At 68.2% G+C, this 16,068-nt stretch carries 13 protein-coding genes; 8 read left to right on the top strand and 5 right to left on the bottom strand.

From position 1 onward, the window contains the following. Positions 1-45 precede the first annotated feature (45 nt). The 4 genes from dop (at position 46) to pafA (ending at position 4,363) form a co-directional block, all read left to right on the top strand. Positions 46-1,701 (top strand): depupylase/deamidase Dop, encoded by a 1,656-nt coding sequence (gene dop / locus JS528_RS04995; protein WP_214357999.1) that lies wholly within the window; start codon positions 46-48, stop codon positions 1,699-1,701. Positions 1,702-1,759: 58 nt separating this feature from the next. Continuing rightward, the gene (locus tag JS528_RS04990; RefSeq protein ID WP_214357998.1) at positions 1,760-2,608 is read left to right on the top strand and encodes an inositol monophosphatase family protein; all 849 of its coding nucleotides are present in this window, start codon (positions 1,760-1,762) and stop codon (positions 2,606-2,608) included. Positions 2,609-2,717: 109 nt separating this feature from the next. After that, positions 2,718-2,915: a ubiquitin-like protein Pup gene (locus tag JS528_RS04985; protein ID WP_214357997.1), complete on the top strand. Its 198-nt coding sequence runs from the start codon at positions 2,718-2,720 to the stop codon at positions 2,913-2,915. Beyond that, entirely contained in the window at positions 2,915-4,363 is a 1,449-nt protein-coding gene (gene pafA / locus JS528_RS04980; protein WP_214357996.1) for a Pup--protein ligase, read from the top strand. The genes JS528_RS04985 and pafA overlap by 1 nt, the downstream gene beginning before the upstream one ends. Positions 4,364-4,461: 98 nt before the next feature. On the opposite strand, the gene JS528_RS04975 is transcribed toward pafA, so the two are convergent. From JS528_RS04975 to purB, 3 genes are all read right to left on the bottom strand, one after another. After that, entirely contained in the window at positions 4,462-4,746 is a 285-nt protein-coding gene (locus JS528_RS04975; protein WP_043166340.1) for an HU family DNA-binding protein, read from the bottom strand. Between the two features lie 220 nt (positions 4,747-4,966). Next, positions 4,967-7,546, bottom strand: a complete 2,580-nt coding sequence (locus tag JS528_RS04970) for a lysylphosphatidylglycerol synthase transmembrane domain-containing protein (RefSeq protein ID WP_214357995.1) — start codon at positions 7,544-7,546, stop codon at positions 4,967-4,969. Between the two features lie 102 nt (positions 7,547-7,648). Next, positions 7,649-9,085: an adenylosuccinate lyase gene (gene purB, locus JS528_RS04965; protein ID WP_214357994.1), complete on the bottom strand. Its 1,437-nt coding sequence runs from the start codon at positions 9,083-9,085 to the stop codon at positions 7,649-7,651. Positions 9,086-9,257: 172 nt separating this feature from the next. Here purB and JS528_RS04960 point away from each other — a divergent pair, with 172 nt between their 5' ends. After that, on the top strand, positions 9,258-9,929 hold the full coding sequence (locus JS528_RS04960; RefSeq protein WP_214357993.1) for an ECF transporter S component: 672 nt from the start codon (positions 9,258-9,260) through the stop codon (positions 9,927-9,929). A gap of 152 nt (positions 9,930-10,081) precedes the next feature. On the opposite strand, the gene JS528_RS04955 is transcribed toward JS528_RS04960, so the two are convergent. Next, complete coding sequence (locus JS528_RS04955) at positions 10,082-10,297, bottom strand: Nif11 family protein (RefSeq protein ID WP_214357992.1); 216 nt, start codon at positions 10,295-10,297, stop codon at positions 10,082-10,084. A 272-nt stretch (positions 10,298-10,569) separates the two neighbouring features. Between JS528_RS04955 and JS528_RS04950 the strand changes: the two genes are divergently transcribed. Further along, positions 10,570-11,490, top strand: a complete 921-nt coding sequence (locus tag JS528_RS04950; protein WP_214357991.1) for an aldo/keto reductase — start codon at positions 10,570-10,572, stop codon at positions 11,488-11,490. Positions 11,491-11,631: 141 nt separating this feature from the next. Then, positions 11,632-13,509, top strand: coding sequence for an oleate hydratase (locus JS528_RS04945; RefSeq protein WP_214357990.1), 1,878 nt, complete (start codon positions 11,632-11,634; stop codon positions 13,507-13,509). 105 nt (positions 13,510-13,614) lie between these two features. On the opposite strand, the gene JS528_RS04940 is transcribed toward JS528_RS04945, so the two are convergent. Beyond that, on the bottom strand, positions 13,615-14,667 hold the full coding sequence (locus JS528_RS04940) for a bile acid:sodium symporter family protein (protein WP_214357989.1): 1,053 nt from the start codon (positions 14,665-14,667) through the stop codon (positions 13,615-13,617). Positions 14,668-14,944: 277 nt separating this feature from the next. Between JS528_RS04940 and JS528_RS04935 the strand changes: the two genes are divergently transcribed. Beyond that, on the top strand, positions 14,945-16,068 hold a 1,124-nt coding region (locus JS528_RS04935; RefSeq protein ID WP_240541341.1), incomplete at its 3' end, for an FGGY family carbohydrate kinase.

The following is a 16,068-nucleotide window of genomic DNA, read 5'->3' as shown; positions in this document are numbered from 1 at the left end:
CTGTCGGCCTTCCCTCACCCGTCCGGCCGGCTATCATGGTGAGCCATGAGTGTTCGACGAGTGATGGGGACGGAGACCGAGTACGCGGTCTCGCAGCCGGGCGTGGCGTACTACCAGCCGGTCAAGCTGAGCTTCGACGTGGTGGGGGCGGCGGCGAACGACGCCACCCGCCACATCCGCTGGGACTACCGGCAGGAGGACCCGGTCAACGACGCGCGCGGCACGCGTCTCGACCGCGCCGCCGCCCGCCCCGAGATGCTCACCGACTCGCCCCAGCTCAACATCACCAACGTGATCGCGCCCAACGGCGGACGCATCTACGTCGACCACGCGCACCCCGAGTACTCGGCCCCGGAGACGACCGACCCGTTCGACGCCGTCGCCTACGACCACGCCGGCGACCGGCTCATGCTCGCCGCCGCCCGCGCCGCGAGCGTGCAGGCCGGCCATCCGATCGTGCTGCACCGCAACAACGTGGACGGCAAGGGATCCAGCTGGGGCACGCACGAGAACTACATGATGGACCGCGCCGTCCCGTTCGCCGACGTAGCCGCCCTGATGACCGCGCACTTCATCTCCCGCCAGATCTGGGCCGGCTCCGGCCGCGTCGGCATCGGCGAGAAAAGCGAGACCGCCGGCTACCAGCTCAGCCAGCGCGCCGACTACATCCACGCGAAAATCGGCCTGCAGACCACGTTCGACCGGCCCATCATCAACACGCGCGACGAATCGCATTCGACGGACGACAGGCGCCGCCTGCACGTCATCGTCGGCGACGCGAACCGCATGGACACGCCCCAGGTCCTCAAGCTCGGCGTCACCTCGATGCTGCTGTGGGCCCTCGAGCACGCCGAGGGCGCCGGCTACGATCTGCACGCGCTGCTCGGCCGCCTCCAGCTCGCCGACCCGGTCGGGGCCGTGCACGAGGTCTCCCACGACCTGACCCTCGCCGCGCCCCTCAAGCTCGAAACCGGCGGCGAGACCAACGCGTGGCTCATGCAGATCGAACTGCGCCGCGCCGTCTACGAGGTCGCCGCCGCGACCCTCGGCACCGACACCAAGGGCGAGCCCGCATGGGAGGACCGCCAGACCCGCAACGTGATGGCCATGTGGGGACAGGCGCTCGCCGACGTCGCCGCCATCCGCCACGCCGACGACGACGCGCGCCTGACGATGACGGCCGAGGCCGGGCGCGTCGAATGGCTCCTCAAGTGGCAGCTCATGGAGCGTCTGCGCCGCAAGCTCGGCGGCGCCGCGTGGAGCGACCCGCGTCTGGCCGCGCTCGACCTGTCCTGGGCGGCGCTCGACCCGGCGAAGTCCGTGTTCGCCAAGCTCGCCGCCGCCGGCCGCGCCGAACGCCTCGTCGACGACGAACGGCTCGCGCACGCCGCCGCCGAACCGCCCGAGACGACGCGCGCCTGGCTGCGCGCCGCGATCGTGCGCACGTTCCCGTCCGACGTCGTCGCCGCCAGCTGGTCGCACCTGACCGTGCGCACGCCACGCGCCGCCGGCGAGGACGAGTTCGCCGACACGTACGGCAACTCGTCCGCCGCCGAGTCGACGAGCGTGCGCCCCGGCGACCTCGTCAGCCTCGACATGTCCGACCCGCTCGCCTTCCGCAGGGAGAACGTCGAGGAGGTCGTCGCCCGCGCCTCGACCGCCGCCGAGGCGGTCGGCGAGCTCGCGTCGCGGAGGCGCTGAGCCGCGCCCGTCCTCGCCGATTGCGCTTCCATGACCACAGCGGATAAAATCGGAGGCTATGGCACAACAAGAGAATCTGCGCGAACTCGCGATGAAGGTCGCCCAAATCGTTCAGGCGGCCGGCAAGCACGCCCTGCAGGACCAGATGGCCCCGCACAACATGATCATCTCCCGTGAGAACCCCACCGAGCAGTTCAACGTGGACGTCGACGGCCGACTGCTGCGCTACATCTCCGGCCGCCTCGCCGACATGGAGCACTTCGACGGCTTCTGGCAGACCCGCCCGGCGAAGTCCCGCCCCGGCCAGCGCTACTGGTGCGTCGGCAAGATCGACGGCGCCATCAACTACATCCGCAACATGAGCGAATGGGCGATCACGGTCTCCCTGTTCGAGTTCAACGAGGAGGGCTCCGCCCAGCCGATCCTCGGCGTCGTGCACGCCCCTGCCCTGGGCGAGACCTATCTGGCCGCCCGCGGCGCCGGCGCGCTGCGCATCCGCAACACCACGGTCGGCGAGAAGCGCGAGAAGGTCGTCCCGTCGATGACCTCCTCGCTCGACGGCGCCGTCGTGAGCTTCGGCATGTCCTACGTGCCGAGCGAATCCGGGCGCGCGCTGCGGACCGTGTCCGCGCTCGCCGAGGGCAACCTCGCCGACATCAAGCGCGTCGGCCCGGTCTCGCTCGACCTGTGCAAGGTGGCCGACGGCACGTACGACGCGTACTTCGAGCCGATGCTGCACGAGTGGGACGTGCCCGCGATCTCCGCCGGCGCGATCGTCGTCTGGGAGGCCCAGGGCACGTTGCGCCGCTGGAACGGCAACGGCATCCACTGGCGCCAGAACAACGACGTGCTGTGCACCAACGGCATGATCGACCGCGAGCTCAAGCCCTACCTCGCGCAGGAGTGAGCTCTCGCGCGACGAACGGCCGCAAGGCCGCATGACGGGCCCCGGGATGAGACTCCCGGGGCCTTCGCGTATCGTAGGGGAGTCAGGCGGAAACCAAGGAGGAACCATCATGCCGCAGCAGTTCGAACAGCCGCAACAGCAGTCGCAGACCGAATCGCAGGACGCGCCGCTCGAGACCACGCAGGCCGGCGCCGAGTCGGACGCCCAGTTCGACGTGCTCGACTCGGTGCTCGACGACATCGAGTCCACGCTGGAGACCAACGCCGAGGAATACGTCAAGAGCTTCGTGCAGAAGGGCGGCGAGTGATGCCGCAGCTGCGAGACAGCGGCACCCGCGCCCTGCACGAGTCGGGAGCCACGCCCGCGGCCGAGCTGAACGGCTTCCAGCGCATCTTCGGCGTCGAGACCGAGTACGGTGTGGCCGTCACCGGCGCGGACCGGCCGATCGACGCCGGACAGGTCGCGATGACGATGTTCCAGCCGGTCGTCTCCCGCGCCCGGTCCACCAACACGTACCTCGACAACGGCTCGCGCCTCTACCTCGACGTCGGCTCGCACCCCGAGTACGCGACGGCCGAGGCGCGCGACCCGATGGAGGCGCTCGCCGCCGATGCCGCGGGCGAGCGCATCATGGCCTCCCTGGCCGCCGGGGCGCAGGAGCGGCTGCGCGCCGTCCACGGCGAGGGCGCGACGATCCACGTGTTCAAGAACAACGTCGACTCCGCCGGCCATGCGTTCGGCTGCCACGAGAACTACCTCGTGCGCCGCGCCGTGCCGTTGGAGACGATCGAGCGTCAGTTGCTGCCGTTCCTCATCACCCGGCAGCTCTACACCGGCGCGGGCCGCTTCACGCCCGACGGGTTCCAGATCACCCAGCGTGCCGACTTCCTCGACGAGGCCGTCTCCTCGGCGACCACGCGCTCGCGCCCGATGGTCAACACGCGCGACGAGCCGCACGCCGACCCGGACGCGTTCCGCCGTCTGCACGTCATCATCGGCGACTCCAACCGCTCCCAGTGGGCCACGTGGATGAAGCTCGCCGTCACGCACCTCGTGCTGTGCGTGATCGAGGACGCCGTGCGCCGCGGGGCGCCGAGCGGGTTCGAGGACCTCGCGTTCGACGATCCGGCCGCCGCGAACCGCGCCGTGAGCCGCTGGCTCGACGGGGGAGCAGACGATGCCGATGATCCCGTCGGCGCGCTCGCGATGCAGCGCCGCTACCTCGATATCGTCTCGTCGTTCGTCGAAACGCATCGGAGTGAGCTGAACGCGACCCTGCCGCTCACCTCGGTCGAAGACGTCCTGGCCGACTGGCGCTGGGCGCTGAACGCGCTGGGACGCCGCGATTTCGCGGCGCTCGCGACCCGCGTCGACTGGGCCGCCAAGTACCGCCTCGCCGAGGCGATGCGCCGTCGCCGCCCCGACCTGACGTTCGCGCAGCTCGAACGCATGGAGCTCGACTACCACGACGTCGCCAACGGGAGGCTCTACGCCTCGCTCGTCGCGCACGGGAGCCTCGAGGAGCGCCTCGACGCCGCGGCCGTCTCCGCCGCGCGGCACACGCCTCCGGCCGACACCCGTGCGGCCCTGCGCGGCGCGTTCGTGCGTCGGGCGCTCGACTCCGGCGCGCAGTTCTCCTGCGACTGGACCACGTTCGTGGTTTCCTCGCCGGTGCGCCGCGAGGCGGTCCTCCTCGACCCCTTCGCCGCCGATCCGACCCCGGAGTACATGGCCCTGATGGAATCCATGGCCTGAAGCCGCGGGCGGTCACGGCCATAAACGAAAACCCCGACCTGAGGTCGGGGTTTGTTCGTATCGCGGCCGGTCGGATGCTCCCGCCGGCGCAGCCAACATCAGTTGTTGGTGACGGCCTTCTTGAGCAGGGAGCCGGCGGAGATGCGCACGCCGTAGGTGGCGGGGATCTCGATGGTCTCGCCGGTGCGCGGGTTGCGGCCGGTGCGGGCGGCGCGCTTGACGCGCTCCGCGGAGAACAGACCGGTGAGCTTCAGGCCCTCGCCGGACTGCATGGCCTCGACGAACACATCCTGGAAGGCGTTGACAGCGGCCTCAGCCTGAGCCTTGGTCAGGTTGGACTTCTGAGCGATCTTCGAGACGAGATCAGACTTGTTGTATGCCATAAAGCATCCTTCTTTGTCCGGGGATCGGCTACTCACTGCCGGTCCGTTGTTTGTCATGAATGATGATAGCGCATGATGTGCCCTGATGCCGCATTTTCCAACGTTTTTACGGGTTTTCGATCGCAAAACGCGCGACGGGCGGGACGGATCCACCGGAATGTGAATATTTCGTGTGTATTCGATGGGAAAAGCGTGAAAATCGTTGGAATATGGCCGTTTCTCACACCATGTTGCGCTTGTCGAGCCACTTCATCGCCGCGGCGCCGAGCGGGATCCTGAGCCAGTAGAAGAGCGCGCGGTACAGCAGCGTCGCGGACAGGGCCACGCCGGCCGGGACTCCGGCCGCACCGAACGAGAACGTCAGCGCCGCCTCCACGCCGCCCAGACCGCCCGGGGTGGGCACGGCCGAGCCGATCGCGTTGGCCAGCAGGAAGATGAACAGCGTCTCGAACGGGTTGGTCATCTGGCCGAACGCGAGCAGCGCCGCCCAGAACTCCAGACCCGTGGCCACGTTGAGCAGCAGCATGCCGAGCACGCTGAACGTGAGCTCCTTGGGGTTGGTGAGCACGTCGATCAGCTGGCGCGCGTACGCCTTGGCGAGCGGCAGCAGCCGTTCGGCCGCCAGATGCCGCACCGGCGGGATCATCATCGCGATCGCCAGCGCCATGAGCACGACGCCGACGACGGTGATGAGCGTGTTGGTCGGGATCATCGTGCTCAGTGCGTCGGAGCCGGTGAACAGGCCGATCAGCACCAGCATGATCACGGTGCCGCCGTAGTAGACGGCCATCACCGCGGTCATGATCGCCGTGGCGGTCGTGTTGCGGTATCCGGCCTTGCGCAGGAACTGGAGGTTCACGAACGCCGGTCCCACGCCCGCGGGCATCGAGACGACCGCGAAGCCCTGCGCCACCTGCGACATGAAGATGCCGACCGGACGGCGCTTGTCCCGTTCGATGAACGCGCCCAGCTCGATCGCCGAGCCGAGGATCGCGAGGAACTCGAAGACGAGGCAGGCGAGCGCCATCACCGGGTTGGCGTTCCTGACGGCCGCGATCACCTCGTTGGGCTTGAGCTGCGTGAACACGACGACGACCGCGACCATGAGCAGCACCGTGCCGATGAAGGAGCGCGGCGAGAAGCGCGTGAGCTTCACCGGTTCCATCGCCTGCGCGGTCTCCTCCGGGGCGAGCGCGCGCACGCGGGCGCGCAGATCGTCCATCACGTGCTTGTCCCAGCCGGGCAGGGCGCGCGTGCCGGCCGGGACCGCCGCCTTCTGCACGAACGGGGCGAGCGCGATCATCACGTCGTCGCCCCACACCCTGCGCCCCGCGGCGACGGCGCGCTCCGGGCCGATGAGGACGGTGAGCAGCGCGAGCAGCTGGACCTGGTCGAGCGCCACGTTCGGGGCGGCGCTCGCGTCGTCGCCGTTCTGCCATCCGGCGATGATCGGCGTGCCCGATTCGAGGCGCGCCAGCGTGTCCGGGGTGATGCGCCGGTGCGTGTAGCCGCGGCGGTTCGCGACGGACAGGTAGCGCATCAGCGCGGTCGCGTCGGCGTCGGAGAGCGTGTTGAGGTTGCATTCGCGCATCGCGTCGTTGCCCTGCAGCACGAGGACCGACGTCTCGCCGGTGTCGGCCACGCCGTAGACGTGCGGCGTGGGCAGGCCCGCGTTCCTCAGGCCCAGGACCATCGCCAGATGATGCTGCGTGGCCTCGCGCGGGGAGCGGTCGCGGCGCATCGAGACGCCGGTGAAGCGGATCCACTGCCACAGCTGGCGCACGTAGCCGGCGGTGTGCACCTGGCTGTCGAGCGCGGAGACGACGAACCGGCGGCCGCGGTCGTCGCGCGCGTCGTACACGCGCGACCCCTCGACCAGGTCGTCGTCCAGCGTGGTCGTGAGCGGCCCGTGCGACGACGGATCGGAGTCCATGCGGCGTTCGAGCGACGTGATGCGCAGGCCGATGCCGCCCAGCGCCTGGACGAGATCCGCGCCCCAGGTGCCCTGGTTCTTCGTGCCGATGCCGAAGCGCAGCAGCATGCCGACGAGCCGGCCGGCGGCGAATGAGACGAGCACGCCGGCCACCGAGTTGACCGACAGGAGGATGAGCACCGCCGCCACGATGTAGAGGATGTTCCATCCCCATTTGACCATCGAGCGCGTGCGGCGCGGGCCCGCCACGGTCAGCAGGGCCCCGGCCCCCGCGTAGAAGTCGGGCAGCAGACGCATGCCGACCGTCGTGCTCGCCGAGCCGAGCGCGGAGATCATCGTCGCGTTGTCGATCGACGAGACGGCCAGCGAGACGCCCCACGCCGCGGCCATGCCGCCGAACAGCGCGAGGATCGACAGTGCGGCCTGCAGCCACTCCCGGCTGAGCAGCAGCTGCGCGATCGCCATCACGACGATGGTGACGATGGCGAGCTGCTGGAGCATCGACGTGGGCAGGTCGACCATCCAGTTGAGGGCCTGGCCGGCCGTGTGCGCGTCGGACTCGACGCCGGTGACGAAGCCGCTCAGATACGTGGCCGACAGCATCGCCACGGCGGCGAGCAGCACCGCGGCGGCCGCGTGCAGCAGGTCGCCGAAGTCGTGGATGCGCTTCGGCGGCACGTCGTCGATGCGCGGGTTCGCCGGGTCGCCGGGCGTCTCGTCGAGATCGATGGCGATCGTGGGGGAGTCGTCGGGGACGACGGGCTCCGGGGATTTGTGCTTCGGAATATGCGCGGAACGCGAAACCGGCGACGTGGCGGTCTTCTCGCCAGCGTCGCCGGTTTCGGTCGCATGCGTCGAATCGGTCATCGAAACCTCGTTACGCATCGAAAAACGGGAGAATATGGGGTATGGGTTGTCGGAACCGGGCGGCCCCTCGAAAATCGTTCGGGGCCGTCCGGAGCGCTCGACTCAGCGGTCGAAGTCGACCAGCTTGGAGGCAACGCCCGTGTACGTGGCGGGCGTGAGGGCCTTCAGACGGGCGGCGGTCTCCGGATCGAAGGACTGCTGGTCGATGAACGCCTCGACCTGCGCCTGGTTGATCTCGTGGCCGCGCATGAGCTCCTTGACCTTCTCGTACGGCTTGTCCATGCCCGGCAGGCCGCGCAGCTCGCAGGCGCGCATCGCGGTCTGGATCGGCTCGCCGAGGACCTCCCAGTTGGTGTCGAGCTCGTGCGCGATGACGTGCTCGTTCGGGTGGATGGACTTCAGGCCCCCCATCAGGTTGTGCAGGGCCAGCAGCGAGTAGCCGAGCGCGGAGCCGATGTTGCGCTGCGTGGTCGAATCGGTCAGATCGCGCTGCCAGCGGGACTCCACCAGCGTGGCGGACAGGGTGTCCAGCAGCGAGCAGGACAGCTCGAAGTTGGCCTCCGCGTTCTCGAAGCGGATCGGGTTGACCTTGTGCGGCATCGTGGAGGAGCCGGTCGCGCCCTTGACCGGGACCTGAGCGAACACGCCGCGGGAGATGTACATCCACACGTCCACGCACAGGTTGTGCATGATGCGGTTGGCGTGGGAGACGGTCGAGTACAGCTCGGCCTGCCAGTCGTGGGATTCGATCTGCGTGGTCAGCGGGTTCCAGGTCAGGCCCATGCGGTTGGTGACGAACTCGCGGGAGACGGCGATCCAGTCGACGTCCGGGCAGGCGGCCAGATGCGCGCCGAACGTGCCGGTCGCGCCGTTGATCTTGCCCAGGTACTCCTGCGCCGTGAGGTGCTTGAGCTGGCGGTTCAGGCGGTAGACGTAGACGGCGAGCTCCTTGCCGAGCGTGGTCGGCGTGGCCGGCTGGCCGTGGGTGAGGGACAGCAGCGGCATGTCGCGGAACTCGTCGGCCTTGGCCGCGAGATGATCGATGATCTCCTCGAACGCCGGGGTCCAGACCTGCTCCATCGCGTTCTTCACGCAGCGGGCGATCGACAGGTTGTTGATGTCCTCGGACGTGCAGGCGAAGTGGACGAGCGTCTTGAGGCGGTCGTTGATGTTCGCCAGATCGGCCGGGGCCTTGTCGATCTGGTCGTCGATGTAGTACTCCACGGCCTTCACGTCGTGGTGGGTGACGGCCTCGTGCGCGGCGTGCGCCTTGATGCCCTCGGCGCCGAAGTCCTCGGGGATCGCGCGCAGGAACGCCTTCTCGTCCTCGGTGAACGGGGTGACGCCGTCGATGATCGGCTGGTTGCCGTTGCCCTCGAAGCCGTTGGCCAGGAGGATCATCCATTCGACCTCGACGCGCATGCGCTCGCGGTTCAGGGCCGGCTCGCTGAGGTACTCGACGAGCGGGGCGGTGGCGGAGTGGTAACGGCCGTCGAGCGGCGTCAGTGCGATTGCGGGGGAAATGTCGGTAAGCTTCATAATCCCTTAGGGTACTTCCAGCCGTGAACCATGGCCCGCCGCGCGAATTCCCGTTACACAATCGTGCGAAACGTCCGTATACTGGCGTGCGGCGTTCCCGCCCGAGCCGCGCAGGTCAAGGAGCGTCGTCGTTCGTATCACTGTGCGCGGCCGTAACCGGCAGGGGAGAACCATGTCCGCAAACGCCAACCGTCCGTCATCGCAATCCAGCGATTCCTTCAATTCCAATGCTTCCGGCGCCGTCAACCTCAAGTGGCGCCCGCTCGACATCGCCGTCGGGGCTACGCTCGGCGTGGCCTGCGGCGTGATCTTCTGGGGCTTCAACTTCGCCTACATGCCGATCTCCTCGGTCCTCGGCGCGGTCCTGCCGGGACTGGCGTCCGTGACGCACGCGATGTGGTACTTCTCCGGCACGCTGGCGCTGCTCGTGCTGCGCAAGCCGGGCGCCGCGATGTACGTCAACGTCGTCGGCACGCTCGTCGAGACCGTGATCGGCAGCCAGTTCGGCATCGGCTTCGTGTTCGTCTCCGCCCTGCTGCAGGGCCTGTTCGCCGAGATCCCGTTCGCGCTGACCCGCTACCGCCGCTTCAACCTGCCGATCTCCATCGCCTCGGGACTGCTCGTCGCGCTCGAATACGGCCTCTACCTGCTGTTCTTCCGCTACCAGGGCGTCTCGATCGTCAGCCCCCGCGGCATCGTCCACCTGATCTCCGAGCTGACCGGCGGCGCGCTGCTCAGCGGCGTGATGCCGTGGTTCCTGATGCTGGGGCTGGCGAGGACCGGCGTGCTCGACCGTCTCGCCTCCGGCCGCGCGCTGCTCAAGGCGCAGCGTCCGACCGCCTGATCGGGCCCGCACCCGTCCCGGACCGCGGGGCGATTCCGCCGCGGACCGCGTCCGGCATGAGTGAGGCGTCCGACCATTGCGGCCGGACGCCTCACTCATGCGTCTGCATGCCTTTCCGTTCGCCGCGTTGCGGCGTTCCGGATGTGCGTTCGTCAGATGCCGAATTCCTTCTCGGCCTCGACCTTGACCGAGTCGCCGACCAGCTCGGCGGTGTCGGACTTGGCCTGCTCGATGCGGCCGAAGAACGCGTCCGCCTCCTCGTAGGTCAGCGGATGGCCGGCCTCCTTGGCGATCTCCATGACCTGGTCGATGGTCTGCGCGGCGGCCAGCTTCTCGTCCAGTTCCTTCTCATCAAGCATATCGGTCATGATCTCAGCTCCTTCGGCTGCTCCGGCCGGCGGTCGCACCTCGTCGCGGGCCGTCGGACCGGTTGTTTCAGGAACCCCGCCCTCGGAATTCCCCGGCTGTCTTCCGTTGTAGTCGCTTTCCGGTGAAACGGATAGCCGTTTCCGCCCGGCGTTTCGCGCGTCCGGGGTTCCGCTGATCGGCCCCGCGCGGCTCGCCGGACGGAACGATCCGCCGCCGGAGGGAACGTCCTACCATGAGAACGGACGAAGACCCGTTCGAAGGAGGACCCGACATGAGTGGACGGAACCAGACGGAGGAGCGGCGGGAGCGCGCGGGGGAGCCGCTGCGCTCGCCGGGGATCGAACTGCACGACGCGAACCGCACGGTGATCCCGCAGATCGGATTCGGAACGTTCCAGATCCCGCCGGAGGACACGCAGCGCGCCGTCGAGGAGGCGCTGGAGATCGGCTACCGCCACATCGACACGGCCGCCGCGTACTACAACGAGGAGCAGGTGGGCGACGCGCTGAAGGCCACCGGCATGGCCGGCAAGGTGTGGGTGACCACCAAGCTGCGCAACTGCGATCAGGGCTACGATTCGGCGATGGTCGCGTTCGACGAGTCCCGGCGCAGGCTCAAGGTCGACGTCGTCGACATGTACCTCATCCACTGGCCGTTCCCCGCCGCCGGCTTCTACCGCGAGACGTGGCGCGCGCTGCTCAGGCTGCGCGACGAGGGCGCGATCCGCGTGCCCGGCGTGAGCAACTTCCTGCCCGCCCACCTGCGCGCGATCATCGACGACTCCGGCGAGGCGCCGGCCGTCGACCAGATCGAGGCGCACCCGCGCTTCAGCCAGCCGGGCGTGCGCGACTTCTGCGCGCGCCACGGCATCGCCGTCGAGGCGTACAGCCCGCTGGGCCACGGCGGGGACATCGCGTCGGAGCCGGTCGAGGCGGCCGCGCGGGCGCACGGCGTCACCCCGGCGCAGGCGGTGCTGCGCTGGCATACGCAGGAGGGACGCATCGTCATCCCCAAGTCGAAGCACGCCGAACGCATGCGCCAGAACCTCGCCGTCGGCGGATTCGACCTGACCGACGCCGAACTCGCCGCCGTCGACGCGCTCGACGACCCGCACGGCAACGTGAGCGCGAACCCGGAGACGTTCACGCACTCGCAGTCCTGGGCCGACCAGCACGTGCGCGGCAACATCTGATCCCGTCGGGCTCTCGGGGAATCGCCGTGGATATTCCGCAAAACTCGGCGTAGTGTCTATGGCGGGAGAGAGGGAAATGCGACATTATGTCCATTAAGAAAAGTTGACAGTATGTCAACATTATCCCCAAGGAGGCGGAGCATGTACTATTCCAACGGCAACTACGAGGCGTTCGCCCGCCCGAAGAAGCCCGAAGGCGTCGACGGCAAGTCGGCCTACATCATCGGCACCGGACTGGCGGCCCTGTCCGCGGCCTGCTATCTCGTGCGCGACGCGCAGATGACGGGCGAGCACATCCACATCCTCGAGAAGGACCCGGTCCCCGGCGGCGCGTGCGACGGCGCCGAGATCCCCGGACTCGGCTACGTGATGCGCGGCGGCCGCGAGATGGACAACCACTTCGAGGTGATGTGGGACCTGTTCCGCTCCATCCCGTCCATCGAGGACCCGAGCGTCTCCGTGCTCGACGAGTACTACTGGCTCAACAAGGAGGACCCGAACTACTCGCTGTGCCGCGCCACCAAGGACCTCGGCCACGACGCCGAGACCCACGGCAAGTTCGGCCTGTCGGACAAGGCGTCGCAGGAGATCATGAAGCTCTTCTTCACGCCCGACGAGGAGCTCTACGACAAGCCCATCACCGACTTCTTCGACGACGAGGTCCTCAACTCCAACTTCTGGATGTACTGGCGCACGATGTTCGCGTTCGAGAACTGGCACTCCGCGCTCGAGATGAAGCTGTACATCAAGCGCTACATCCACCACATCGGCGGACTTCCCGACTTCTCCGCGCTGCGCTTCACCCGCTACAACCAGTACGAGTCGATGATCCTGCCGATGGTGGGGTACCTGGAGTCCCACGGCGTCCGGTTCCACTACAACACCAAGGTCGAGAACGTCGAGTTCGCGATCGGCGGCGGCGACGGCCCCAGGCGCGAGCGCACCGGCGTCGGCCAGGACACCATCCTGAAGATCCAGGCGACCTCCGGCGTGTTCAAGCGCAACCCGTACGGCTCCGACGTGAAAAAGCTCGCCGTGCGCATCGACGTCGACCACGAGGGCGAGAAGTCGTCCATCGATCTGACGCCCGACGACTACGTGTTCATCACCAACGGCGGCTGCGTCGAGAACTCCACGATGGGCTCCCAGCATGCGCCCGCCCCGTGGAACCCGGACTTGAAGCCCGGCGGCGGCTGGGACATGTGGCGCCGCATCGCCAGGCAGGACCCGAGCTTCGGGCATCCGGACAAGTTCTGCTCCGACCCGCAGGCCACCAAGTGGATGAGCGCCACCGTCACCACGCTCGACGGCGAGATCCCGCCGTACATCAAGCGCATCTGCAAGCGCGACCCGTTCTCCGGCAAGGTCGTCACCGGCGGCATCGTCACCGTCACCGACTCCAGTTGGCTCATGAGCTGGACCCTCAACCGCCAGCAGCAGTTCCGCGACCAGCCCAAGGACCAGCTGTGCGTGTGGGTCTACGGCCTGTTCCCGGACAAGCCCGGCGACTACGTCAAGAAGCCGATGACCGAATGCACCGGCGAGGAGATCTGCTCCGAATGGCTCTACCACATGGGCGTGCCGACCGAGAAGATCGAGGCGCTCGCCAAGAACCACGCCAACACCGTGCCGGTCATGATGCCGTACATCACCGCGTTCTTCATGCCGCGCGCCGCCGGCGACCGCCCGGACGTCGTGCCCGACGGCGCCGTGAACTTCGCGTTCCTCGGCCAGTTCGCCGAGACCCCGCGCGACACGATCTTCACCACCGAGTACTCGATGCGCACCGGCATGGAGGCGGTGTACACGCTCCTCGACGTCGACCGCGGCGTGCCCGAGGTGTGGGGCAGCGTCTACGACGTGAGGAACCTCCTCAACGCGACCGTCAAGCTGCGCGATGGGGCTCCGGTGACGGACATGAAGCTCAACTTCGTGGAGCGCGCGGTCCTCGGCAAGGTCCTCAAGAAGCTCGACGGCACCGACATCGCCACCCTGCTCAAGGAGTACCACGTGATCTGACGCGCGTGCCGGCGGATACGACGAGAGGCCGTTGCGATGTCGCATGGGCATCGCAACGGCCTCTATGGCATATATGCATATGACGGGCGGGCGAAGGTCCGAACCTCAGGCGGCCACCTTGGCGGCGACGGCGACCGGAGCGGCGGGGGCAGCGGCCTTGGCCGAGCCCTTCTCGCCGTTCTCGGAATCGTGGGCGATGGCGTGGCGGTCATCGTGGTTGCGCCACCAGCTCGACAGGATCGAGCCGGAGATGTTGTGCCACACGCTGAAGAACGTGGACGGCACGGCGGCCAGCGGGTTCGCGGCGAAGGAGGTCAGGGCGAGGGTCGCGCCCAGCGCGGAGTCCTGCATGCCCACCTCGAAGGTGATGGCCTTCTGCTGCGCGTACCTGAAGCCCTTCGGGTACACCTTGTACATGAGCTTGGAGAATCCGAAGCCGAGGCCGTAGCCGCACAGGTTGTGCAGCATGACCACCGGGATGGCGAGCAGCGACGCCGGGGCGAACAGCTTCGGGCCGTTGGCCGCGACCACCACGCCGATGATGAGCAGGATGGCGATCTGGGAGACGATCGGCAGCGCGACCGTGACCTTCTCGATCTTCTTGCCGAAGATCATGTGGCAGGCCACGCCGAGCGCGATCGGGAAGAGCACCACCTTGACGGCGTTGAGGAACAGGGACTGCGCCGGCACGGTCACGTACTGCGAGGCGAGCAGCTGCATGAGCAGCGGGATCATGAACGGCGCGCACAGCGTGGAGAGAATGCCGATGGACACGTCGAGCGCCACGTCGCCGCGCGACAGGTAGCTCATCACGTTCGACGAGGTGCCGGACGGGCAGCAGCCGACGAGGATCACGCCCACGGCCAGCGGGCCGGACAGGTGGAAGATCGCGCACAGCGCCACGGCGATGAGCGGCATGATCACGAAGTGGGCGACCGTGCCGACGATCACCATCAGCGGCTGGGTGAGAATGCGCTTGAAGTCGTCCAGCGACAGGGTCAGGCCCATGCCGAACAGCACGATGCCCAGCAGATATCCGGTGTACGACTTGCCCCACAGCGAGGTCTGCGGCACGAAGTAGTTGAACACGGCCCACACGATCACGATCGCCGTGAACCACTTGGTCAGCCAATCGGCGAATTTCTTCACGTTATCCAATCAGATCACCATTCCTCTCTTGCATGATCTACGCCGGAACTCTACGAGCGCATTCTGCGGTTCTGAGAAAAAGGTCACGATGTGAAACACTTTCGTAACGTGGGAAGGTCGGCGGAGGAGACCGCGGGCGCCCTCCGAGGGAACCATCCGGGAAGTCGGCTGGCCGGGGACGGTCCGGTCGCGGCGGATATTGATCGGGGCTCCGACCGGTCCACCCACCCGGCACCGTCCCCTCGGATGTGTTCGTCCGGCTTCGATCCGGGCTACGATGGTCGGCATGGATACGGGATGTGCGTCGCGCTACGCGGCGGTGTTCGATTCGGGGACCACGGCGTTGAAGGGCGCGCTCGTGCGCGACGACGGCGCGATCGTCGCCAGCGCGAGCGAGGACCTCGATCTCATCCTCGCCGGTCCGGACAACGAGTATCGCGAGCAGGACCCCGACCAGTGGTGGCGGGCGTTCGCCGCCGTCTCGCGCAGGATGCTGGACGAGGCGTCCGGCAGCGAGCCGGGATTCCGGGCGGCCGGTGACGGCCGGGGGAGCGGGGCCGGGCAGTCGGGCGACCGCTCGGACGAGGCCGGCGCGGGACGCATCGCCGGCATCATCTTCAGCGGACAGATGCAGGACCTCATCGCCCTGGACGCCGACCTCAACCCCGTACGCAACGCGATCCTCTACTCCGACGGCCGTGCGGGCGACGAGGCCGCGGCGCTCGCCGAAGCGTACGGCGCCCGCCGATTCCTCGACGTGGTCGGCAACCGGCTCGAGGGCTGCCTGCCGATCCCGAAGCTCATGTGGATGCGTGCGCACGAGCCGGAGGCGTTCGCCCGCACCGCGCACGTGCTCATCAGTTCGAAGGACTACCTCATCGCGCGGCTCACGGGCCGTTGCGTCGGCGACGTGGCCGCCTGCTCGACCGCCGGTGCGATGGACATCCGCTCGGGCGCATGGGATGCCGGGATTCTCGACGCCGCCGACGCCGTCGCGGCCGGCCTGACCGACGCCGCCGGCCGCCGTAGGGGCGCCAAAGATACCGGGAACATCGAGGCCGCCGAAGGCATCGGACATCTCCTGCCCGAACTGCACCGCCCGCAGGACGTCGTCGGCGCGGTGACGCCGGAGGCCGCGGCCCTCACCGGCCTCGCCCCCGGCACCCCGGTGTTCGCCGGCATCGGCGACGCGGGCGCCACCACGTTCGCAAGCGGCGCCGACCGGCCCGGCCGGTACAACATCAACCTCGGCACGTCCGGCTGGATCGCGACCGTCTCGCCCGACCCGTTCGTCGACAAGCCCGGCGCCGCGAACCTCGCGTTCGGCGTCGCGCCCGGATTCGTCAACGCCGTCCCGTTCCTCAACGCCGGCGACGTCCACAAATGGGTGTCGACCGTCCTCGCCGGAAC

Origin of the sequence: Bifidobacterium santillanense (assembly GCF_018555385.1) — a bacterium.
GTDB classification, from domain to species: Bacteria; Actinomycetota; Actinomycetes; order Actinomycetales; family Bifidobacteriaceae; genus Bifidobacterium; species Bifidobacterium santillanense.
This window is presented reverse-complemented; position numbering and strand designations above follow the sequence as displayed.